General features: G+C 52.7%; 17 protein-coding genes and 11 pseudogenes. 11 read left to right on the plus strand and 17 right to left on the minus strand.

All coding sequences use genetic code 11. From position 1 onward, the window contains the following. Position 1: 1 nt before the first annotated feature. Entirely contained in the window at positions 2–349 is a 348-nt protein-coding gene (locus GM30_RS24185) for a helix-turn-helix domain-containing protein (RefSeq protein WP_072094089.1), read from the plus strand. 36 nt (positions 350–385) lie between these two features. Here the strand turns inward: GM30_RS24185 and GM30_RS26735 are convergent. Together GM30_RS26735 and GM30_RS26105 are read right to left on the minus strand one after the other, a co-directional pair. Further along, positions 386–499, minus strand: a pseudogene (locus GM30_RS26735) (IS3 family transposase); the annotation flags it as partial. Positions 500–1,183: 684 nt separating this feature from the next. Then, positions 1,184–1,322, minus strand: a pseudogene (locus tag GM30_RS26105) (IS21 family transposase); the annotation flags it as partial. Here GM30_RS26105 and GM30_RS27890 point away from each other — a divergent pair. Together GM30_RS27890 and GM30_RS27895 are read left to right on the plus strand one after the other, a co-directional pair. Then, positions 1,318–1,556 (plus strand): annotated as a pseudogene (locus GM30_RS27890) (IS4 family transposase); the annotation flags it as partial. The pseudogenes GM30_RS26105 and GM30_RS27890 overlap by 5 nt on opposite strands. A gap of 349 nt (positions 1,557–1,905) precedes the next feature. After that, a pseudogene (locus tag GM30_RS27895) lies at positions 1,906–2,111 on the plus strand (integrase core domain-containing protein); the annotation flags it as partial. 148 nt (positions 2,112–2,259) lie between these two features. Here GM30_RS27895 and GM30_RS09740 read toward each other — a convergent pair. Continuing rightward, complete coding sequence (locus GM30_RS09740) at positions 2,260–2,619, minus strand: hypothetical protein (protein ID WP_049848465.1); 360 nt, start codon at positions 2,617–2,619, stop codon at positions 2,260–2,262. A gap of 442 nt (positions 2,620–3,061) precedes the next feature. Further along, complete coding sequence (locus GM30_RS09745; RefSeq protein ID WP_080993415.1) at positions 3,062–3,394, minus strand: transposase domain-containing protein; 333 nt, start codon at positions 3,392–3,394, stop codon at positions 3,062–3,064. 285 nt (positions 3,395–3,679) lie between these two features. Between GM30_RS09745 and GM30_RS24210 the strand changes: the two are divergent. Further along, positions 3,680–3,769 (plus strand): annotated as a pseudogene (locus GM30_RS24210) (multicopper oxidase domain-containing protein); the annotation flags it as partial. A gap of 85 nt (positions 3,770–3,854) precedes the next feature. Here GM30_RS24210 and GM30_RS09755 read toward each other — a convergent pair. Then, a complete protein-coding gene (locus GM30_RS09755; protein WP_049848466.1) occupies positions 3,855–6,245 on the minus strand; it encodes a glucose/quinate/shikimate family membrane-bound PQQ-dependent dehydrogenase in 2,391 nt (796 codons plus the stop codon). 205 nt (positions 6,246–6,450) lie between these two features. Here GM30_RS09755 and hpt point away from each other — a divergent pair, with 205 nt between their 5' ends. After that, complete coding sequence (gene hpt, locus GM30_RS09760; RefSeq protein ID WP_049848467.1) at positions 6,451–6,987, plus strand: hypoxanthine phosphoribosyltransferase; 537 nt, start codon at positions 6,451–6,453, stop codon at positions 6,985–6,987. A 39-nt stretch (positions 6,988–7,026) separates the two neighbouring features. Here the strand turns inward: hpt and GM30_RS09765 are convergent, their stop codons facing one another. Next, positions 7,027–7,881, minus strand: a complete 855-nt coding sequence (locus tag GM30_RS09765; RefSeq protein ID WP_072094092.1) for an IS4 family transposase — start codon at positions 7,879–7,881, stop codon at positions 7,027–7,029. A gap of 134 nt (positions 7,882–8,015) precedes the next feature. On the opposite strand from GM30_RS09765, the gene GM30_RS09770 reads away from it, so the two are divergent. Continuing rightward, entirely contained in the window at positions 8,016–8,552 is a 537-nt protein-coding gene (locus GM30_RS09770; RefSeq protein WP_049848468.1) for a GNAT family N-acetyltransferase, read from the plus strand. 44 nt (positions 8,553–8,596) lie between these two features. Here the strand turns inward: GM30_RS09770 and GM30_RS09775 are convergent. Together GM30_RS09775 and can are read right to left on the minus strand one after the other, a co-directional pair. Beyond that, positions 8,597–9,025: pseudogene (locus tag GM30_RS09775) on the minus strand (transposase); the annotation flags it as partial. Positions 9,026–9,184: 159 nt separating this feature from the next. Beyond that, positions 9,185–9,847, minus strand: coding sequence for a carbonate dehydratase (gene can / locus GM30_RS09780; RefSeq protein WP_049848469.1), 663 nt, complete (start codon positions 9,845–9,847; stop codon positions 9,185–9,187). A gap of 106 nt (positions 9,848–9,953) precedes the next feature. Here can and GM30_RS09785 point away from each other — a divergent pair, with 106 nt between their 5' ends. The 4 genes and pseudogenes from GM30_RS09785 (at position 9,954) to GM30_RS09795 (ending at position 13,098) form a co-directional block, all read left to right on the plus strand. Continuing rightward, positions 9,954–10,880, plus strand: a complete 927-nt coding sequence (locus GM30_RS09785) for an ABC transporter ATP-binding protein (protein WP_049848470.1) — start codon at positions 9,954–9,956, stop codon at positions 10,878–10,880. Next, positions 10,877–11,487 (plus strand): annotated as a pseudogene (locus GM30_RS09790) (ABC transporter permease). Before GM30_RS09785 ends, GM30_RS09790 begins: the two are co-directional and overlap by 4 nt. A 54-nt stretch (positions 11,488–11,541) precedes the next feature. Beyond that, positions 11,542–11,789, plus strand: a pseudogene (locus tag GM30_RS24215) (PTS sugar transporter subunit IIA domain-containing protein). A 61-nt stretch (positions 11,790–11,850) separates the two neighbouring features. Then, the gene (locus GM30_RS09795; protein ID WP_049848471.1) at positions 11,851–13,098 is read left to right on the plus strand and encodes a polysaccharide deacetylase family protein; all 1,248 of its coding nucleotides are present in this window, start codon (positions 11,851–11,853) and stop codon (positions 13,096–13,098) included. 10 nt (positions 13,099–13,108) lie between these two features. On the opposite strand, the gene panD is transcribed toward GM30_RS09795, so the two are convergent. The 9 genes and pseudogenes from panD to GM30_RS09840 all read right to left on the minus strand — a co-directional run bounded on the left by panD (position 13,109) and on the right by GM30_RS09840 (position 19,896). Beyond that, a complete protein-coding gene (gene panD / locus GM30_RS09800; protein ID WP_038155586.1) occupies positions 13,109–13,489 on the minus strand; it encodes an aspartate 1-decarboxylase in 381 nt (126 codons plus the stop codon). 94 nt (positions 13,490–13,583) lie between these two features. Further along, the gene (gene panC / locus GM30_RS09805) at positions 13,584–14,438 is read right to left on the minus strand and encodes a pantoate--beta-alanine ligase (RefSeq protein WP_049848472.1); all 855 of its coding nucleotides are present in this window, start codon (positions 14,436–14,438) and stop codon (positions 13,584–13,586) included. A gap of 11 nt (positions 14,439–14,449) precedes the next feature. Then, positions 14,450–15,241 (minus strand): 3-methyl-2-oxobutanoate hydroxymethyltransferase, encoded by a 792-nt coding sequence (panB, locus tag GM30_RS09810; protein ID WP_049848473.1) that lies wholly within the window; start codon positions 15,239–15,241, stop codon positions 14,450–14,452. A 65-nt stretch (positions 15,242–15,306) separates the two neighbouring features. Continuing rightward, positions 15,307–15,786 (minus strand): 2-amino-4-hydroxy-6-hydroxymethyldihydropteridine diphosphokinase, encoded by a 480-nt coding sequence (gene folK / locus GM30_RS09815; RefSeq protein WP_049848474.1) that lies wholly within the window; start codon positions 15,784–15,786, stop codon positions 15,307–15,309. After that, positions 15,783–17,180, minus strand: a complete 1,398-nt coding sequence (pcnB, locus tag GM30_RS09820; RefSeq protein ID WP_072092161.1) for a polynucleotide adenylyltransferase PcnB — start codon at positions 17,178–17,180, stop codon at positions 15,783–15,785. Before pcnB ends, folK begins: the two co-directional genes overlap by 4 nt. A gap of 65 nt (positions 17,181–17,245) precedes the next feature. Further along, positions 17,246–18,128, minus strand: a pseudogene (gluQRS, locus tag GM30_RS09825) (tRNA glutamyl-Q(34) synthetase GluQRS). 72 nt (positions 18,129–18,200) lie between these two features. Then, the gene (gene dksA, locus GM30_RS09830) at positions 18,201–18,656 is read right to left on the minus strand and encodes an RNA polymerase-binding protein DksA (protein ID WP_007749299.1); all 456 of its coding nucleotides are present in this window, start codon (positions 18,654–18,656) and stop codon (positions 18,201–18,203) included. 176 nt (positions 18,657–18,832) lie between these two features. After that, entirely contained in the window at positions 18,833–19,537 is a 705-nt protein-coding gene (gene sfsA, locus GM30_RS09835) for a DNA/RNA nuclease SfsA (protein ID WP_049848476.1), read from the minus strand. Between the two features lie 13 nt (positions 19,538–19,550). Next, a pseudogene (locus tag GM30_RS09840) lies at positions 19,551–19,896 on the minus strand (2'-5' RNA ligase family protein). 89 nt (positions 19,897–19,985) lie between these two features. On the opposite strand from GM30_RS09840, the pseudogene hrpB reads away from it, so the two are divergent. Next, a pseudogene (gene hrpB, locus GM30_RS09845) lies at positions 19,986–21,146 on the plus strand (ATP-dependent helicase HrpB); the annotation flags it as partial.

Consider the following 21,146-nt stretch of genomic DNA (forward strand, 5'->3'; position numbering starts at 1 on the left):
TATGACTTTTCCTCATAACTATCTTGTCATCCAAGAACTCCTGTTCTGGATAGAGAGTAATATACAGAAGCCACTTTTTATAGAGGATGTTGCAAAACATGCAGGCTATTCCAAATGGTATTTACAGCGATTATTCTCCAAGTACACAGGACGATCTCTTGCTAATTATATTAAAAGACGAAAAATGGAATTGGCTGCCAATGATCTTTGTTGTACTTCAGAGAAAATAATAGACATTAGTATAAAATATGGATTCGATTCACAACAAAGTTTTACTCGTGCATTCAGAAAAATCTACAATCAATCCCCTGCAGTGTACAGAAAAAGAATGTCAGAACATAAAAAGTAGTAGTTGCACAGTTCGGAACCCGTGCATTTCTGTTCATTCAGCTAATGTCAAAGAGATAAACGCGGGACCATTATCCATGCGAAGTATGATGGAATACCCCCGGTTGGCTGTGCTCCTATTGAGTACACAAACTACTCGCTGGGCGGGCATTTTGGTGCTACCCAATTGCAGTTAATCTTTCAGTCAGCATTCTATTTCTTTCCAAACGTCCGCGAAAGGAGCTGTCGGAGATCCCGGCGAAGACAACAATAGAGATTTAACCGCGTTCTCAGAGTACCTTGCCCTTGCAGGAAGGATCTGTGAATTCCATCAAAACCTCGCCCCTGGCGAACCCGGGCAGCTTATTCGCGCCAGCTGGTGCTGATGATGATATCGTCAAAATGCCCCCGAAGATCAGCATGTCCACTATATTATCGGCAAGCATTTGTTTAGTGCCAATCTATGTGTTCCCTTTACGGGATTATAGATAATGAATTTACAGCGAAGTATCACATTATCATGGTCAATGAATATACGCATATTATTATTCCCATTGGGAATGGTTTACTTAGGCTTTATTGATACTAGTAAACCTTAGAATATAACACATTGATTTTTATTTTTGATTGATTTAACGTATTATATGGACCTTTACCAAGAGTAAAAAAGGACCATGAAAACAATAGCATAATTTTCATGGCCAATAACACTCCGCACAAATAACAAAGGAAACTTTTCTTTTTTTAAAAGTTTAGCAGGATTTCAAGACTTGCAAAATAGGATTATATCCATAAATGTTGGATAATTTGTCAAAAAAACTCGATCCCGTTTATCAGCAACATCAGCCATCCATTATTCCAGGTGCTGGTTAATATGGGCGAAACTGTCAAACCTGAAGTACCCGACGAAGATGTTCTCCTTAATATAGTTCAACCTTGCCTTTGGTTCTGGCTCGGCGCGGATGACAAGCCCGTGGCAGAAAGTCATAGTTATCGGTGCTTTGCCTAGTTGCAGTTCTCTACAGTACCATCCTATGACTAACGAGATATTGAAGTAAGGGAATAAATTGATGGTTCTAGGTGAGCAGTGAGAAATCACACAGGGTACTGTCTATCTGACATTGAGTGAAAATATCATCCAGCAGTCGCCGGGGCTCCTGTCGGGGATGAACCCCGACAGGATATACACCGATATGGCGAGGGCCTATCGAAACATCATTATAGTGTAAATGATGTTTCTGGGATTCCCTCCTTCCTGTAGGCGTATTCAATTTTTCATAGAAAAGTCCTCTCTACTCAGTATGTTGATGTCCTTTCTGTTGTGAGAACCTTAAGGAAACAACATGTTGGTTGGAGCGGGCCATATTAATAGTGAATTACCTTCTTATATCACTGGTGCTAACAGCTGTGACCGGGAGATTATCGTCTAGGCCGCAGGCACAGGTGGTTATGACAAAGAAACCGCGCAGGATGTTATGCTAGGCTTTGGACAGCAACAGAGCCATGGGGTAGCTGACGGACAATAGTCCAGCCTACGGGCACATAACATGGGGCTAAAGACCTACACGACAAGGCTGACACAGCCCAGAAAGCAACGACATAGCAGAGAACTTTATGAAGACGAAAAATCGAGATTATATCAGTGCCATGCCAAAACCGGACAGTCGGATGGCAGTAATAAATCTTACATTAGCGTTCAGCCATTACAATGAACATCATCCGCCAGCACACTGGGATATCGTTTGCCACATAAATTTCCATGCAAGAAATCATTACAATTGTAAGAGAACAAACACGTCTGGATAAATAGGGTCAAATTCATACTAATATCATCAAAGATCACAGGAAATTTATACTAATATAAGTATTCATTATTCTCAGCGTTATATATACAACCCTCTGCTTTACTAATTATAATTAAATGATGATGTTTTATTTAACCAATCTAGTTAGAATACATCTATTTTCTTTAATGAATGATAAAACTTCAGTCAAATCAAATCCATTGACATTATTGGTACATTCTGTCACAAGACCTTCTGGGGAAGATAATTTTTGTTCTTCCACATCAAAAGAAAATACTAATGGTGATTCCCAATTATCATTATAGAGAGTAAACTTATTATACTCTATACCAATATCACAATCATTCAACTTAATATCAATTACCTTAATGCCACCTCTCTTAACACTAAAAATAAAATCGTACATTTCTTGACCATACAAACCACTCCAATTAATCATGGCGTAGTTATCCATTAGCATCATATGATCATAATTACCAATATCCATATTAATATCCCACCGTTATAATTTCATAACATTTCTATTTTAATGAAGTTGTAATTCTAGAGGCACAATGAGTAACTTACCAAACTCACTATTGATTATACAGTCAACTGGCAAAAGCTGACTTTCAGATTTTATCCTATACCTGCCAGTTTATGATAAGATATTGATGATTTTTTTTCATATTGTAAAGTAACATATGTGACTGACCTGCTCCCTGTTGATGAATACACCACAATGTTAGCAATATCTTCATTAGCCACATGAGGACGTCAACATAAAGAAACATTTTTCCGCCTAACAGAACATCAGTATCCTCCGCGAAATTTCTACCCGAGAGAGTTGCCGCAAGGTCGGTTTCACCTCCCACAGAGACACTGGCGAAGGCTGCGCCCGTCAGTAGATGGCTGGTCACTTCCATCTGGCAGACCATGCGTATCTGTGGTCACTCGAAGCAGGAATTCACATTAGCTATTCGCTCAAAGGCCGCATCATTTTCGGGGTTGCCCGGCGTCCGCCATACCGTTCCATCCACGGACATCAGGATGAGCCCGCTCCTGTGTGACACCGGCGTTTTTTCGAACCACAGACTCTGTGTTTTCTCAAATATCAGCCGGACAACATCTTCCCCAAGCCGCTGACAGACCTGAACCACCGCGCTGGGGGTAACGAACTGTCTTTTCCCTGGCAGGGGGTTATCCAGATGCAAGACAAGCTGGTTCATGAAATTGGAGCGGAACAACGCCATACCAGCCACAACCCAGACCATCATTTCCATTGAAAGACGGCGTTGCGCAGGGTGACCACACCAGTATCAGCCAAGCATTCGTCAATAAGCTCAGGAGAGATAAGAACAGAGAGCACTGCGAATTCCTGTGGGGTAAATTTGTGGACGGTATCAGGTGCCTAGCTGAGTAATATAAAAAAAACCGTAATCCCTGTGAGATTACGGTTTTTTGCACAACTGCCGGATCGGCATTATGCGAAAGCGGCTTTTTTCGTTATGGTGCGCTTACAGCACCGCGACAATCGCTTCGCACAGCGGCGCCATGTTATCCGGCGTCATCCCGGGCCGAAGGAGCAGGCCTATATGGCGCATTGTCATCTGCTTGAGCATGAAGATACGGGGATGATGCTCGGGTTTACCGTATAAAAAAGCCGGGTGGCGGCGTTGCCTTACCCGGCCTGCAATGTGGCTCCCGAAAGCCCGGTAAGCGTAGCGCCACCGGGCTTTACAGTTACTTAGCGTCGTCAGGTAAAGCATACGCGACGATATAATCGCCCATCTTCGTCCCGAACGAACCATGACCGCCTGCTGAAATGACAACGTACTGCTTGCCATTCACTTCATAGGTCATCGGCGTGGCCTGACCGCCCGCAGGCAGACGCGCCTGCCACAGTTTTTCCCCGTTCGTCATGTTGTACGCACGGAGATAGTTGTCGGCGGTTGCCCCGATAAACAGCACGTTACCGGCGGTGGAAATCGGGCCGCCCAGCATCGGCATCCCCATATTGAACGGCACCGGAACCGGCATCGGGAACGGCATGCTGTCCTGCGGCGTACCAATACGTTTTTTCCACGCGACCTGGTTGGTTTTCAGATCCAGTGCGGAAATATAACCCCAGGCCGGTTGTTTACATGGCAAACCAAACGGCGACAGGAACGGGTTCAGCGTGACGCCATACGGCACGCCGTACTGCGGCTGAATACCAGATTCCGAGCCGGTGCCTTTCGCATCTTTCGGCGGCTCCATCGGATTGCCCGGGCCGCGCGGGATCAGCTTCGAGACAAACGGCAGCGCCATCGGGTTGGCAATCGCTACCTGACGGTTCGGATCGACGGAAATCCCGCCCCACTCAAACATACCGAGGTTACCCGGGAACACCAGAGTGCCCTGCTCAGACGGTGGCGTGAAGATGCCTTCATAGCGCATCTGGTGGAAAATCACGCGGCACACCAACTGGTCAAACATGGTGGCGCCCCACATGTCCGCATCGGTCAGATCTTTCTTCGGACGGAAGCTCAGCTCGGAGAACGGCTGCGTTTTGGTGACGTAGTCGCCTTTCGCTGCGCCCTGCGGAACCGGTTTTTCCGGTGCCGGTACTACCAGTTCACCGTTACGACGGTCGAGGACAAAGATATTGCCGGTTTTCGCCGGGGCATAAATCACCGGTACGGTTTTGCCGCCCACGTTGATATCGGCCAGCGTCGGCTGGGACGGCATATCCATATCCCACAGATCGTGGTGAACGGTCTGATAACTCCAGGCGAGCTTACCGGTGGTTGCATTCAGCGCCACAATGGAACTGGCGTAACGCTCCTGCTCCGGCGTACGGTTACCGCCCCAGATGTCCGGGGTGGTGACGCCCATCGGCAGATACACCAGATCCAGCTTCGCATCGTAGGCAGCTGGCGCCCAGGAGTTGGGCGAGTTGAGCGAGAAGTGATGCTCATCCGACGGGATAGCGTTCGGATCTTTCGCACCCGGGTCGAAGGCCCACAGCAGGTCGCCGGTATTCACATCGAACCCACGAATGACGCCAGAAGGTTCACGGGTGGAGAAGTTGTCGGTTACCGCACCGGCGATGACGATGGTTTTATCGGTCACGATCGGCGGCGATGTTGGTTCATACATGCCTGGCGTGGTGACCGGCATGTTGGTTTGCAGGTTGAGGATCCCTTTGTTGGCAAAGGATTCGCACAGTTTGCCGTTGTCAGCGTTGATGGCAAACAGACGACCATCATTCACTGGCAGAATGATCCGGCGCGGGCAATTCGCCACCACATCCGCTGGCGCGTTCTCTGGCTTCGCCTCGTGATAAGAGACGCCGCGACAGGTCACGTGCTGGAAGGTCGGGTTGGCATTGAGCTGCGGATCAAAGTGCCATTTCTCTTTCCCGGTCGCTGCGTCCAGCGCAAACAGACGCTGGTGAGCGGTACAAAGAAACAGCGTGTCGCCGACTTTAATCGGGGTCACTTCGTTGGTAATTTCGCCGGGATCGTTCGGCAGCTTCAGGTCGCCGGTACGGAATACCCAGGCTTCTTTCAGGTGCTTCACGTTGTCGGCGTTAATTTGTTTCAGCGGAGAGTAGCGCTGTCCCTCCTGATTGCGCCCGTAAGCGGGCCAGTCCTGATCGGCAACCTGCGAAATCGGTGTCGCCGGAGTGGCATCGGTGCTCAGCGTACCGTTGATTTCCTGCGGATCGTTAAAGCCCGCCCAGGTCAGCATCGCGCCGCTGATCAGCAGCGCCACGACCAGCGCCGCCACGGCACCGCCAGACGGAATAATCAGGCGACGCCAGACAAACGGTAAAATCAGCCAGATGCCGAAGAAGACCAGAATGTCACTGCGCGGCGTCAGCGCCCAGAAGTCGAAACCGACCTCCCACACGCCCCAGATCATGGTGGCGAGCAACAGCGCTGCATAGAGCCACAGCGCCGCACGCTGGCGACGCCAGAGCATTACGGTCACGCCGAGCATCACCAGTCCCGCAACCGGGTAATACCACGAGCCGCCAATAGCGACCAGCCATATCCCTCCGATAAGTAAGTAGAGTCCGCAGAAGGCCGCGAAGAGGGCCGTCAGCGTCACGAGCAGTCGTGATTGTTGATATTTTGTTTCAGCCATAGAAGAACACCTGCTAAATCGTTAATTTTTTAGTAGCAACTAAGTATAGGAGTTAACAAGTGTGATCGGAATCACAAAACGAGCTTTGTGATCGCATACACCGTATAAATAGATTTACTGGTATACTGCGTGGCTTGCTGATCAATGTCGGTGCTTAACGTAGCGGTGTTGAGTGATTTACTATCAAAATCAGATGGTTAGTTTTATGAAACATACTGTTGAAGTGATGATCCCGGAAGCGGAGATCAAAGCGCGTATCGCCGAACTGGGTCGTCAGATCACCGAGCGTTATAAAAATAGCGGCAGCGACATGGTGCTGGTGGGACTGTTACGCGGTTCATTTATGTTCATGGCTGACCTGTGCCGCGAAGTGCAGGTATCACATGAAGTCGATTTTATGACCGCGTCGAGCTACGGCAGCGGCATGTCATCCACCCGCGACGTGAAAATCCTTAAAGATCTGGATGAAGATATCCGTGGGAAAGACGTGCTGATCGTCGAAGATATTATCGACTCCGGCAACACGCTGTCGAAAGTGCGCGAGATCCTGCGCCTGCGTGAACCGAAATCGCTGGCGATCTGCACGCTGCTCGACAAGCCGTCGCGTCGTGAAGTGGACGTGCCGGTGGAGTTTATCGGCTTCTCCATCCCGGATGAGTTCGTGGTCGGTTACGGTATCGACTACGCCCAGCGTTATCGCCATTTGCCGTACGTCGGCAAAGTGGTGCTGCTGGACGAATAAAAAAGGCCCCTCGGGGCTGAGGGATCCCCAGAAACATCATTAATACACCATGATGATGTTTCGATAGGTCCTCGCCATATCGGCGTATACCCTGTCGGGGTTCATCCCCGACAGGAGCCCCGGCGACTGCCTGATGACATTTTCACTCAATGTCAGATATGACAGCACCCTGCGTGATTTCTCACTGTTCGCCTGGAACCATCGATTTACTCCCTTACTTTCAAGGTAATATCCCGTCAGCCACAGGATGATGCTGTAGAGAACTGCAACCAGGCAAAGCACCGATATTCGTTTTTCTCCCCGACTTTTACTTGCCCGTAGTCCCAGACCATAACGCTCACTTTTCTCGTCCCAGAAGTTCTGCTCTATCTGCATACGGCGGCTGTAAATTTTAACTATCTCACGGGGCTTACATCCCGTCAGGCTGGTAAAAAGCAGCCATGGTTCCTGCGCATTTTTACGGTACATCCTGTCCGTTCTGGGGAAGCGCTGGCTGCCTTTCCAACCTACAGCCCGCTTATGAACGGTATAAAAATGCCCTAAACAATCCTGACGGGCGTTGCGTGCCAGTCGTCCGAATCCCAGATAGCGCGCCGTTGTTGATGACGCTATATCCCGCGCCATCTGCCACTCTTCATCCCCGACGATCTGAAAACAGAGGCTGCCCCTGACTCGTCCGACAAAGTCCCAGCCCAGAGATCGGATAGGGTGAAACCAGCTGCTGCGAAAGCCTGCATCGGCCACGATAATGACCTGCTTATCTTTGCCGATGGCGGCAGCCATCTGATCGAGAAAGGCATTTTGTACGGCAGAGTTGTTCTGGTAGCGGGAGGAAATGACTTTACTCTTTGGTGGAACACTAAGTAGATCACAACCTTCAATGCCTGTCTTTATTTATGGGAACCGTCAGGGCTGCGGCCCCATTTCCTGCAGCCAAAACTTTTGCTTATACAGGTTATAAGTTTAAGTACTTAACCTGTTGTCGCGCATTCCGGTAGTTTGTAAAACATCATTACTGGAGTAATACGATGCACATTATTAATGCTGAAGAACAGCACATTACCGCAATACGCAATATTTATGCTCACCATGTCCTGCATGGTACAGGTAGCTTCGAAATCGAACCTCCGGATGTGCAGGAAATGCTTAACCGACTTAGGAGCATTCAGTCTCGGGGATTCCCTTGGTATGTAGCTCAGCAGGGCGATACGGTCATCGGCTACTGTTATATTTCCCGTTACCGCGAACGCCATGCCTATCGGTATACGGTCGAAAATTCGATATATATTGATCCGGCTCATCAGCGACAGGGCGTCGGAAAAGCACTGCTCGATCATGCATTAAAATGGGCCGAGTCTCAGGGATATCGTCAGATGATTGCTGTTGTGGGTGACAGCGCTAACGTCGCTTCTGTTGCGCTGCATATCCATGCAGGATTTACTGAAATAGGCACATTAAAGGACATTGGTTTCAAACATGGCCGCTGGCTTGACACGGTTTTGCTGCAAATGAAACTTGGTGAAGGGAATAGTACTCAACCAGAAGATTCAGATCTTATGCTCTGAGGCAGGAATAAGGGGGCATCAGCCCTGAAGGATCCCCAGAAACATCATTGATACACCATGATGATGTTTCGATACGTCCTTGCCATATCGGCGTATACCCTGTCGGGGTTCATCCCCGACAGGAGACCCGGCGACTGCCTGATGACATTTTCACTCAATGTCAGATACGACAGCACCCTGCGTGATTTCTCACTGTTCGCCTGGAACCATCGATTTATTCCCTTACTTTCAAGGTAATATCCCGTCAGCCACAGGATGATGCTGTAGAGAACTGCAACCAGGCAAAGCACCGATATTCGTTTTTCTCCCCGACTTTTACTTGCCCGCAGTCCCAACCCATAGCGCTCACTTTTCTCATCCCGGAAGTTCTGTTCTATCTGCATATGGCGACTATAAAGTTTAACTATTTCGCGTGGCTTATATTCCATCAGGCTGGTAAATAGCAGCCACGGTTTACGCGCGTTTTTACGGTACTGATGAATGGAGTTCAGGGACTGGCCGAAAAATTAATGGCAAATTTGTGAAACAGGCATAGAGGAATGACCTTACTTTTTGGTGGAACACTAAGTAGATCACAACCTTCTATGCCTGTTTTTATTTATGGGGAGCCCTCAGCCCTCGGGGCCTTTTTGCTATTTGTGATTGCGGTGTTTTTGCTGGAGGTTGGAAATCCCGAGGCGGTAACCCTGCTCAAGGGATTCACGGTTGGTGGCCGTGACGTTCAGATCACGCAGCAGGCCATCGTGAATGCCGTAAGCCCAGCCGTGAATGGTGACCTTCTGTCCGCGCTTCCACGCTGACTGCATAATGGTGGAGTGACCCAGGTTATAGACCTGCTCCATCACATTCAGCTCACACAGGGTATCCAGACGGCGCTCCTGCGGCATTTCACCGAGCAGCGAGCTATGTTTAAACCAGATGTCGCGAATGTGCAGCAGCCAGTTGTTGATAAGCCCCAGTTCAGGATTTTCTACCGCTGCCTGTACACCACCGCAGCCGTAGTGACCACAAATGATGATATGCTCGACTTCCAGAACATCCACCGCGTACTGGACGACGGAGAGACAGTTAAGGTCGGTGTGGATAACAAGGTTGGCCACGTTACGGTGAACAAAAAGTTCACCCGGCTCAAGCCCTGTCAGGCGTTCAGCGGGAACGCGGCTATCGGAACATCCAATCCATAGAAAGCGCGGTTTCTGCGCTTGCGCCAGTTTCTCAAAAAAACCGGGATCCTCTTCCACCAGCATTTTTGACCATAGTGCATTATTGCTGATGAGTGTATCTATATCTTTCATGGAGGTTAACGACCTGTAACCAAGTAAGTGCGTTGCGCTAATATAGGTCAACTCCTGACTTTTTAAAACCATGCATCGAGTGTCACAACTTGATAAGAGATATTTAATGACCATTGCACTGGAACTTAAGCAGCTTAAAAAGACCTATCCAGGCGGCGTTCAGGCGCTGCGTGGGATCGATCTGACCGTCGAAGCGGGAGACTTCTACGCGCTTCTGGGGCCGAACGGCGCGGGGAAATCCACCACCATCGGGATCATCAGCTCACTGGTGAACAAAAGCGGCGGTGAGGTGAGCGTCTTTGGCTACGATCTCGACAAAGACGTCGTCAACGCCAAACGCCAGCTGGGGCTGGTGCCGCAGGAATTTAACTTCAATCCGTTCGAAACCGTTCAGCAGATCGTGGTTAACCAGGCGGGTTACTACGGCGTGGAGCGTAAAGAAGCGGTAGCTCGTAGCGAAAAATACCTGAAACAGCTCGATCTGTGGGAAAAACGCAACGAACGTGCGCGGATGTTATCCGGCGGCATGAAACGCCGTCTGATGATTGCCCGCGCGCTGATGCATGAGCCAAAATTATTGATCCTTGATGAACCGACCGCCGGGGTCGACATTGAACTGCGTCGCTCCATGTGGGGCTTTCTCAAGGATCTCAACGATAAGGGCACGACGATCATTCTGACGACGCACTATCTGGAAGAGGCCGAAATGCTGTGCCGAAACATTGGCATTATTCAGCACGGCGCGCTGGTGGAAAACACCTCCATGAAAGCGCTGTTGTCGAAACTGAAATCAGAGACGTTTATCCTTGATCTGGCGCCGAAAAGCCCGCTTCCGGTGCTGGAAGGGTATCAGTACCGGCTGGTGGATACTTCCACCCTGGAAGTGGAAGTGCTGCGCGAGCAGGGGGTTAACAGCGTATTCAGCCAACTGAGTGCGCAGGGGATTCAGGTATTAAGTATGCGTAACAAAGCGAACCGTCTGGAAGAGCTGTTTGTCTCGCTGGTCCATGAAAAACAGGGAGAACAGGCATGATGCATCTTTACTGGGTCGCGCTGAAAAGCATCTGGACCAAAGAAATTCAGCGCTTTATGCGCATCTGGATCCAGACGCTGGTGCCGCCCGTCATCACCATGACGCTCTATTTCATCATCTTCGGTAATCTGATCGGTTCCCGGATTGGTGAAATGCATGGCTTCACCTACATGCAGTTTATCGTGCCAGGGCTGATCATGATGGCGGTGATCACCAACGCTTATGCCAACGTGGCCTCATCGTTCTTCAGCGCGAAATTTCAGCGCAACATCGAAGAGTTGCTGGTGGCACCGGTGCCGACGCACGTGATTATCGCCGGTTACGTCGGCGGCGGCGTGGCGCGCGGTCTGTGCGTGGGGATCCTGGTCACTGCGGTTTCGCTGTTCTTTGTGCCTTTCCAGGTGCATTCATGGGTGTTTGTCGCACTGACGCTACTGCTCACGGCGATTCTTTTCTCGCTGGCGGGGCTGCTGAACGCGGGGTTTGTTTCCTCGGCATTACCGATGTGCCGCTGTTTACCACGGTGGGTGTACTGGTGATCTTTATCGTGGCATTCTACCTGCTGTGTTGGTATCTGATTCAGCGCGGCCGTGGTTTGCGCAGCTGATCCCATGCCCGGTGGCGTTCCTGCCCGCCGGGCACGTCTCTGAAGGAGAGCATAATGTTAGGTTGGGTCATTGCCTGCCATGACGACCGGGCACAGGATATACAGGATCGGCTGGAGAAAAAGTTTGGTCCGCTGGTGCAGTGTCAGGCCGTCAGCTACTGGCGAGGGAGCGCGAATCGCTAAGCAGCGAAGCGTTCCGCGACGCCATTGTGAGTAGCGGTGGCGCGGAAGTCAGCAGTCTATGGCACCAGCAGCAAAAAAATCCGCCTTTCGTTTTACTCCATGACCAGTATGACAATTAACCATTGGTATTGATTGGTCTTTTGTTACAATAACAGGAGTTTCTTTGCTCCGGTTCCCCGCATGTTCACTCGTGTTGTCTTCGTTTTGCTGCTGTTGATAACAGGCAGCGCCTCCGCCAGCCTCATCAATCAACAACGGCTGCCCGCCCGATATATGCAAACCACGGAAGACGCCACCATCTGGGCGCAGGTCGGCAATAACGTCGTAACGGTCGGTAACGTGCGTGCCGGTCAGATTCTCGCGGTGGTGCCGGGCGCGGCCGATTATTACGAGTTCAGTTTTGGCTTTGGTACCGGGTTTATCGATAAAGACCACCTGGAGCCGGTGCAGGGGCATCAGCGCGTTGAAGATACCCTCGGCGACCTCAATAAACCGCTCAGTAATCAGAACCTGCTGACCTGGCGGGATACGCCGGTTTATAACGCGCCGAGTACCGGCAGCGCGCCGTTTGGCGTACTGGCGGATAACCTGCGTTATCCGATCATCAGCAAGCTGAAAGATCGCCTCAATCAGACGTGGTATCAGATCCGTATCGGCAACCGACTGGCGTGGGTAAGCAGTCTGGACGCGCAGGAGGACAATGGCATTCCGGTGCTGACCTATCATCACATTCTGCGTGATGAAGAAAACACCCGCTTTCGCCACACCTCAACCACCACCTCTGTCCGTGCGTTCAGCAACCAGATGACCTGGCTGCGCGATCAGGGCTACACCACGCTGACGATGTATCAGCTGGAGGGCTACGTCCGCAATAAGATGAACCTGCCAGCGCGTTCGGTGGTCATCACCTTCGACGATGGCCTGAAATCGGTCAGCCGCTACGCCTACCCGGTGCTTAAGCCTTACGGCTTTAAAGCCACGGCGTTTATTATCTCGTCGCGCATCAAGCGGCATCCGCAGAAATGGGACCCAAAATCACTGCAGTTTATGAGCGTCTCAGAATTGCGAGGCATTGAGGACGTGTTTGATGTGCAGTCGCACACCCATTTTCTGCACCGCGTGGACAGCAACCGCCACCCGATTTTGCTAAGTCGCAGCTATCACAACATTCTGTTCGATTTTGCCCGCTCCCGCCGTTCGCTGGCGCAGTTTAACCCGCACGTGCTCTATCTTTCGTACCCCTTTGGCGGCTACGACGACAAAGCCATTAAGGCGGCGAACGATGCGGGTTTTCACCTGGCGGTGACGACGGTAAAAGGGAAGGTGAAGCCGGGGGATAATCCGTTCTTACTGAAGCGCTTGTATATTCTAAGAACGGATTCTTTAGAGACGATGTCGCGGCTGATCAGTAATCAGCCGCAGAGCTAGCGAAGAGCAATCAAGCAACCTGAACCGGAATCGCTTTTGCCGTACGCTTCATTTCGTTGCCCGCGTCGAAGTAGGCCACTTTCGGCTGCCAGCGACGGGCTTCTTCGTCGGACATCATAACGAAGCTGGCGATAATCACAATGTCGCCGACGTCGGCGCAGTGCGCTGCCGCACCGTTGACAGAGATAATTTTAGAACCGCGCTCGGCGGCAATCGCATAGGTGGAAAAGCGTTTGCCGTTGTTCACGTTCCAGATATCAATCGCTTCGTTTTCAAGAATTCCTGCCGCATCGAGAAAATCCTGGTCAATGGCGCAGGAACCTTCATAGTGCAGGTCGGCCTGAGTCACTGTCACACGGTGAAGCTTACCTTGCAGCATTTTGCGAATCATTACGTCTACCTTTCATCTTCATTCATACCCTCTCCCGTAAGAGAGGGCGGGGTGGCCTGTATCCGCGCAGTATTGCCCGTTTTCTGACCCCTGTCTACTGGCGTAATTCAACCTGTTTATTATCAATAAGACGCGCCTGACCAAGCCAGGCGGCGACCAGAATCACCGCTCGCTGACTGGTTTCGGTCAGCTCGAGCAGGGTATCGGCATCGCGAATTTGTACTTCGTCGCTGCGGAAACCTTTTTCATTCAGCTCCTGCTCGCCGAGGGCGATGATCTCGTCCAGATCGCGCTCACCTGCCAGCAGTTTTTCCGCGATGCTGTTCATCACTTTGCTCAGCCCCGGCGCGATTTTACGCTCGGCGGCGGTGAGGTAGCCGTTGCGGGAACTCAGCGCCAGTCCGTCTTTGGCACGAACGATGGGCACGCCGACGATATCAATGTCGTAGCCCATGTCGGCGACCATTTTGCGGATCAGCGCCAACTGCTGGAAATCTTTCTCGCCAAAGCAGGCCACGTCCGGCTGCACCAGGTTAAAGAGCTTGCTGACAATCGTTGAGACGCCACGAAAGTGGCCCGGACGGCTTGCGCCTTCCAACATGGTGGAAAGGCCGGGAACATCAACGTAGGTTTGCGTCTCGGTGCCGTGCGGGTAGATATCGGCGGGAGCCGGGGCGAAAATCAAATCGACTTTGCGCTTATTCAGCTTTTCGCTGTCCTCCTGCAACGTGCGCGGGTAACGCACCAGGTCGTCCGGTCGGTCGAACTGCATCGGGTTAACAAAAATACTGACGACGACCACGTCCGCACGCGCTTTCGCTTCATCTACCAGCTTCATATGGCCATCGTGCAGATTGCCCATCGTCGGGACCAGCGCAATACGTTTGCCTTCCAGGCGCAGTCTGCGGATATGCTGACGCAGCAGCGGGAGGGTTTCGATTATCAACACAACAAAACTCCTTAATGGAAACTGTGTTCTTCGCCCGGATACACCCCGGACTCAACGTCAGCAATATACTGCCGCACCGCGGCGCGCATGTCGCCCGCTTCAGAAAGGAAATTTTTGGCAAATTTGGGGATATGACCGCCGGTAATGCCAAACGCGTCATGCATCACCAGGATCTGACCATCGGTGACATTCCCCGCGCCAATGCCGATAACCGGGATCTGTAACGCTTCGGTGATGCGTTTCGCCAGTTCCACCGGTACGCATTCCAGCACCAGCAACTGCGCCCCGGCCGCTTCCAGCGCCAGCGCGTCATCGAACAGTATCTGCGCCGCATCGCCGCGGCCCTGCACTTTATAACCGCCGAAAATATTCACCGACTGCGGCGTCAGACCGAGGTGTCCGCACACCGGCACGGCGCGCTCGGTGAGCATTTTTACCGTCTCCACCAGCCAGGCGCCGCCTTCAATTTTGACCATATTCGCCCCGGCACGCATCACCGTCGCCGCGTTTTCAAACGCCTGCTCGGGCGTGGCGTAGGCCATGAAAGGCAGGTCGGTGAGCAGCAGACAATGTGGCGCGCCACGGCGCACTGCGCGGGTGTGATAAGCCACATCGTCAACCGTGACCGGCAGGGTGGAATCATGTCCCTGGACCGTCATCCCCAGCGAGTCGCCGACCAGCATGACGTTAATCCCCTCGTCGGCAAACAGTTTAGCGAAACTGTAATCGTACGCGGTGATGGTCGCGAAGCGTTTCTTATCCTGCTTGCATTTCTGCAACAGGGAAATAGTGGTTGGTTTCATTACGTTTCCTGATAGCAAGAGCCGAATCTTGCGGCATTGTAACAGCAACTATCAAGGGGACAAATTTACCAGTGGGCAGGTTGTGCGCTATTGAGTGATTTCAGCGCAACGGCAAGCGGTGTACCGTCAGGAAAGGTGAGCCCGGGGGCAATTTCGAACAGGGGCCACAGCATAAACCCCCGATTTTTCATGTCGTAATGGGGAACGGTAAGCCGCTCGGTCTGAATAACGCGATCGCCGAACAGCATGATATCGAGATCGAGCGTACGCGGTCCCCAGCGTTCGTCTTTACGAACACGGCCCTGCTGCAGTTCAATGCGTTGGGTATGGTCGAGCAGTGCTTCCGGGGACAGCGTGGTTTCCAGCGCGATGGCGGCATTCAGGTAATCGGGTTGATCCTGCGGCCCCAGCGGCGGCGTCCGGTAAAACGAGGAGAGGGCGACGATACGGCTGTCGGGGATCTCTCCCAGCGCTGCAATCGCCGCGTTAACCTGATCCAGCGGGGACGCCAGATTGCTGCCAATGGCTATCCAGACCGTGGTCACGCACTGCTACCCTGACGCGGCGAGCGCTTGCGCGGACGGCGGTGACGGCGGCGGGCCGCAGGTTCATCGCCTAAATCGGTCAGCATGTCTTTCTGCTCCGGCGGCGCGGCCACCTGGAACTCGCCCCACCACTGCGTCAGACGCTGCAGTTCGGCATTGCTTTCTGCTTCCGCACGCAGCGACAGTAGATCGTACGCGGCGCGGAATTTCGGATGCTCCATCAGCTTCCAGGCGCGTTTGCCCTGGCGACGCGACATACGCAACTGCAGTTGCCAGATATCACGCACCAGCGTGGTAATACGTTTCGGAATTGCGATAGAACGGCAGGCTTCGTCCAGCACGTCGTTGGCGGCCAGCGCGAAAGCATCGTAATAGGCCAGGCCGCTTTCCTGGGCGATTTTCTGCGCCATTTCCAGCAGCGGATACCAGAACATCGCGGCAAACAGGAACGCCGGATTAACACGCATGTCGTTATGAATGCGGGTATCGGTATTTTTCAGCACCTGGATGATGATACGTTCCATTGGGCTATCACCGTTTTCGGTAAAGTAACGGGTGATAGTCGGAAACAGTGGCTGAAACAGGCTGTATTCCCGCAGTAAACGCCAGGTTTCGAATCCATAACCTGCCTGCAGGAGTTTCAGGCATTCTTCGAACAGACGCGCCGGTGGCACGTCGTTGATGAGCGTGGCAAGACGCGGGATCGGCTCAGCGGTTTCCGGGCTGATACGCATGCCCAGCTTCGCGGCGAAACGCACGGCGCGCAGCATGCGCACCGGATCTTCGCGGTAGCGGGTTTCCGGGTTGCCGATCAGGCGAATGACGCCATCTTTCAGATCCTGCATGCCGCCGACGTAATCACGAACCGTGAAATCCGCCACGCTGTAATACAGGCTGTTGATGGTGAAGTCGCGGCGCTGGGCATCTTCTTCGATGGAGCCAAAGATGTTATCGCGCAGCAGCATGCCGTTCTGGCCGCGCTGCGAGGTGGTGCGATCGATCGGGCTGCCGTCGTGGTGACCACGGAAGGTAGCGACTTCAATGATTTCCGGGCCAAACATCACGTGCGCCAGACGGAAACGGCGGCCCACGAGACGGCAGTTACGAAACAGTTTGCGCACCTGATCGGGCGTCGCACTGGTCGTAACGTCGAAATCTTTGGGCTTCTTGCCCAACAGTAAATCACGCACGCCGCCGCCGACCAGATAGGCTTCATAGCCCGCTTTGTTCAGTCGATAGAGAACTTTGAGGGCATTTTCACTGATATCTTTGCGGGAAATAGCATGCTGCTCACGCGGGATAACCGTCATTTTAGGTCTGGCGACGACGATTTCTGCCTCGCTCTCCTCACGGCTTAGCACCTTACGGCAAAAATTAGCGACTCGGGTAAAAATATTGCACCTCGGTTGTGTAGTATCGAAACGAAAAAGTCAGACTTCGGACAAAAAATAGCGGCTAATCATAGCTCAGCCAAACGCGTTTGAGAATGCTGGATTTCCGGTACTGTCGAAAGCTTCCAGTTAGCCACGGCATTTTTCAGCAACTCATCAACGCGTAAATCCTGCCATCCTTTTACTATATCCTGATTAAGAAACTGTAAAGCGTTGATTAACGCAGGGCGTGGATCGCCTTTCGGCAGCGCGGGCGCATGGTTCTGCTTTGACAGTTTGTTACCGTCGCTATTCAGCGCCAGCGGCAGATGAATGTAGTCCGGCGCCTGCCAGCCAAAGTGGTGGTAGAGCGAGATCTGCCGCACGGTAGGCTCAATCAGATCGGCCCCGCGCACGATTTCCGTGACGCCCTGAAAATGGTCATCGACCACCACCGCCAGGTTATAAGCGAACAATCCGTCACGACGATGAATAATGAAATCTTCCCGCGCCAGCGCCTCGTCGGCAACGATCTCCCCCCGGAGTTTATCGTAAAACCGGAGCACCGGTTGTTGCTGGCGCAGACGCAGCGCGGCGTTTTGTGGGCCGAGATGCAAATCACGGCAGTGGCCGGTTTCCCATGCTGTGAATGTGCGCGCGGGTGCAGGTGCAGTAATAGCTCAGTCCCTGCTGCGAGAGCCAGTCCAGCGCCGCGCGGTAGGCGTCGTGGCGCTGTGACTGCCATAACACCTCGCCATCCCAGTGCAGGCCGTAATGTTCCAGCTGACGCAGGATGGTTTCTGCGGCACCGGGAACTTCACGCGGGGGATCGATATCTTCAATGCGCACCAGCCAGGTGCCATGTTGTGCGCGAGCCTGCAAATAGCTGCCCAGCGCGGCGATCAGCGAACCGAAGTGGAGTTCACCTGAGGGGGAGGGCGCAAAGCGTCCTGTATAAGTTGATTCTGGCATCTTCAGCGTAAAAAAGAACAAGGCGGGAGAGGACTCCCGCCAGAGATTATCAGCAACGTAGCGAAGGCTACATCAGCCCGCCATCTGTTTTTCGCGGATCTCAGCCAGCGTTTTGCAATCGATGCACAAATCGGCCGTCGGGCGCGCTTCCAGGCGACGAATACCGATTTCAACACCGCAGGATTCGCAGTAACCAAAATCTTCGTCTTCAACCTTCTTCAGCGTTTTCTCGATCTTTTTGATCAGCTTGCGTTCGCGATCGCGGTTACGCAGTTCGAGGCTGAACTCTTCTTCCTGCGCGGCACGGTCGACCGGATCCGGGAAGTTGGCAGCTTCATCCTGCATGTGTGTAACGGTACGATCGACTTCATCCCTGAGTTGATTACGCCATGCTTCAAGAATGCGCTTGAAGTGCGCCAGCTGGGCTTCGTTCATATACTCTTCGCCCGGTTTCTCTTGATACGGCTCCACCCCAGCGATGGCGAGAATACTCAGGGACGATGTTTTACGGTTTTGCCCTTCTTGCATGTTGCTTCTCCTTAACACGCACTATCGATCCCCATGTTGGGGGAAAAATCAGGCCGCTATAAATAGCAGATGCTTTTCCGGATAGCAATTATCTAAACGTTACACTTGACAACCCTGTGAGGAAAAGCGTATTTGCGCACGCGACCAGCACACTTAATGTTCAGTGGTTTACCCCGTTATAACGCAACGGGTACCGGCTCTTTCAGAGTCATAATATCGGCAGAAAGTTCCGCTTTATAAGCCAGAATCTCCACCCCTTTGCTTTGTGCCTCATTCAATAGTTGCGCGTATTTAGCATCGATGTGGCGCGCGGGTGAAAAACAGGTGATGGCTGAGTGAAGTACCGCGAAAAAAATGACGGCACGATCGCCTTCTGACACCACGCTCATCAGCTCCCGGAGATGCTTTTGACCCCTTGCAGTCACGGCATCCGGGAAAAAACCGTTCTCATTTTCCGCCAACGTAACCGATTTCACTTCAATATAGCAGTTTCGTCGATCCTCTGCTTGTAACATAAAATCAATGCGACTGCGCTCTGCACCGTATTTCACTTCACTTTTCAACGCAGTATATCCACGAAGCGACGGAATCAATTCGGATTGAATCGCGTCTTTTACCAATCTATTCGCCTGTAATGTATTGACGCATATAAAAGCACCCTGCTGAGTTTGTGTTAATTCCCAGGTATGAGCGTATTTACGTTTACTATTTTCCGATGTGGAATACCACACGGTATCACCCGGTGTGGCGCATCCCGTCATTGCGCCGGTATTTGGGCAATGGAGCGTTATTTCTGTCCCGTCAGCGGTGACAACATCCGCAAGAAATCGTTTATAGCGTTTTATCAACGTGGCGGATTGTAATTTAGGAATAAACTGCATCTTTGTTTCCTGATTATTCTGTTAACGCCCAACGCTCCAGCGCAGTATAACGCGTTCGTCCTTGCGAAAAGGTTGATTCATACAGCACAAATTCGCTTACCGGCACCGGCCAGTGGAACCCCGGTGGCGGGATTTTCACCGCATGGCTGGCGTCGCGCAGCAGCGTAAGGTGCNNCCGTCAGCGCGCGCTGTTTTTCTGCGCTGACGTCGCCGAGAAACGCCAGCGTCACGTGCAGGTTCGCCGCCGCGACCGGTCGCCCGGCATCTGGCGGAAACTGCGCCGCGCGCCAGTGGACTATCTGCTGCTGAATATCGCCCGGCAATTCAAGGGCAAAAAACAGCCTTTTCGGCTCAGACATGATGGGTTCCCGGTAATGATTTATTGCGTTGCGACTTTTATCGCGATGCTACAATGCATGACCCTGAATGTTAACCCTTCGGAGCTTTTGTGTCCTTATTGCCGGTTGCCGCTGTTATACCCGAACTTCTTCAGGCGCTGAACCATGCGCCGCAGGTCTTACTCAATGCGCCAACCGGGGCAGGGAAATCCACCTGGCTGCCGCTGCAAATCCTCGAGCAGGGCGCTATCAACGGCAAAATTATTCTGCTGGAGCCGCGTCGTCTGGCGGCGCGTAACGTCGCGCAGCGGCTCGCGGAACTGCTGGGTGAGCAGCCTGGTGGAACCGTCGGTTACCGGATGCGCGCCGAAAACTGCGTCGGGCCGACGACGCGGCTGGAAGTGGTCACCGAAGGGATCCTCACACGCATGATTCAGCACGATCCCGAACTCAGCGGCGTGGGGCTGGTGATCCTCGATGAATTCCACGAGCGCAGCCTGCAGGCGGATCTGGCGCTGGCGCTGCTGCTGGACGTCCAGCAGGGGCTGCGTGAAGATCTCAAATTACTGATTATGTCAGCGACGCTGGATAACGAACGGCTGCAACAGCGGCTGCCGGACGCGCCGGTGATTGCCTCCGAAGGGCGCGCGTTTCCTGTCGAGCGGCGCTATCAGTCGCTGGTAGCGCATCAGCGTTTCGATGAGGCGGTGGCGATTGCCACGGCGGGACTGNNTGCTGTTTCTGCCCGGTGTTGGTGAAATCCAGCGCGTCCAGGAACAGCTCGCATCGCGCGTCGCGGCGGACACGCTGTTGTGTCCGCTGTATGGCGCGTTGCCGCTCAGCGAGCAGCGAAAAGCGATTCTTCCGGCCCCGGCAGGCAGGCGCAAAGTGGTGCTGGCGACGAACATTGCCGAAACCAGTCTGACCATCGAAGGGATCCGCCTGGTGGTCGACAGCGCGCAGGAGCGGGTGGCGCGGTTTGATGCACGCACGGGCTTAACACGGCTGATCACTCAGCGCGTCAGCCAGGCCTCGATGACTCAGCGCGCCGGACGCGCCGGGCGTCTGGAACCCGGCATCTGCTTGCACCTTCTCGGCAAAGAACAGGCGGAACGGGCGGCGGCGCAGAGCGAACCGGAGATCCTGCAAAGCGATCTCTCCTCGCTGTTGCTGGATCTGCTGCAGTGGGGCTGCACCGATCCGACGGAACTCTGCTGGCTCGATCTCCCGCCCGCCAGCAACCTGGCCGCTGCGCGCCGGTTGCTCATACA

The organism is Trabulsiella odontotermitis (assembly GCF_001188485.1).
GTDB classification, from domain to species: domain Bacteria; phylum Pseudomonadota; class Gammaproteobacteria; order Enterobacterales; family Enterobacteriaceae; genus Trabulsiella; species Trabulsiella odontotermitis_A.

Excerpts from the sequence above, each read along its gene's own strand:
- GM30_RS24185 (WP_072094089.1), top strand. The coding sequence starts at position 2 with ATGACTTTTCCTCATAACTATCTTGTCATCCAAGAACTCCTGTTCTGG.
- GM30_RS09740 (WP_049848465.1), bottom strand. The coding sequence starts at position 2,619 with ATGGATATTGGTAATTATGATCATATGATGCTAATGGATAACTACGCC.
- GM30_RS09745 (WP_080993415.1), bottom strand. The coding sequence starts at position 3,394 with ATGGAAATGATGGTCTGGGTTGTGGCTGGTATGGCGTTGTTCCGCTCC.
- GM30_RS09755 (WP_049848466.1), bottom strand. The coding sequence starts at position 6,245 with ATGGCTGAAACAAAATATCAACAATCACGACTGCTCGTGACGCTGACG.
- hpt (WP_049848467.1), top strand. The coding sequence starts at position 6,451 with ATGAAACATACTGTTGAAGTGATGATCCCGGAAGCGGAGATCAAAGCG.
- GM30_RS09770 (WP_049848468.1), top strand. The coding sequence starts at position 8,016 with ATGCACATTATTAATGCTGAAGAACAGCACATTACCGCAATACGCAAT.
- can (WP_049848469.1), bottom strand. The coding sequence starts at position 9,847 with ATGAAAGATATAGATACACTCATCAGCAATAATGCACTATGGTCAAAA.
- GM30_RS09785 (WP_049848470.1), top strand. The coding sequence starts at position 9,954 with ATGACCATTGCACTGGAACTTAAGCAGCTTAAAAAGACCTATCCAGGC.
- GM30_RS09795 (WP_049848471.1), top strand. The coding sequence starts at position 11,851 with ATGTTCACTCGTGTTGTCTTCGTTTTGCTGCTGTTGATAACAGGCAGC.
- panD (WP_038155586.1), bottom strand. The coding sequence starts at position 13,489 with ATGATTCGCAAAATGCTGCAAGGTAAGCTTCACCGTGTGACAGTGACT.
- panB (WP_049848473.1), bottom strand. The coding sequence starts at position 15,241 with ATGAAACCAACCACTATTTCCCTGTTGCAGAAATGCAAGCAGGATAAG.
- dksA (WP_007749299.1), bottom strand. The coding sequence starts at position 18,656 with ATGCAAGAAGGGCAAAACCGTAAAACATCGTCCCTGAGTATTCTCGCC.
- sfsA (WP_049848476.1), bottom strand. The coding sequence starts at position 19,537 with ATGCAGTTTATTCCTAAATTACAATCCGCCACGTTGATAAAACGCTAT.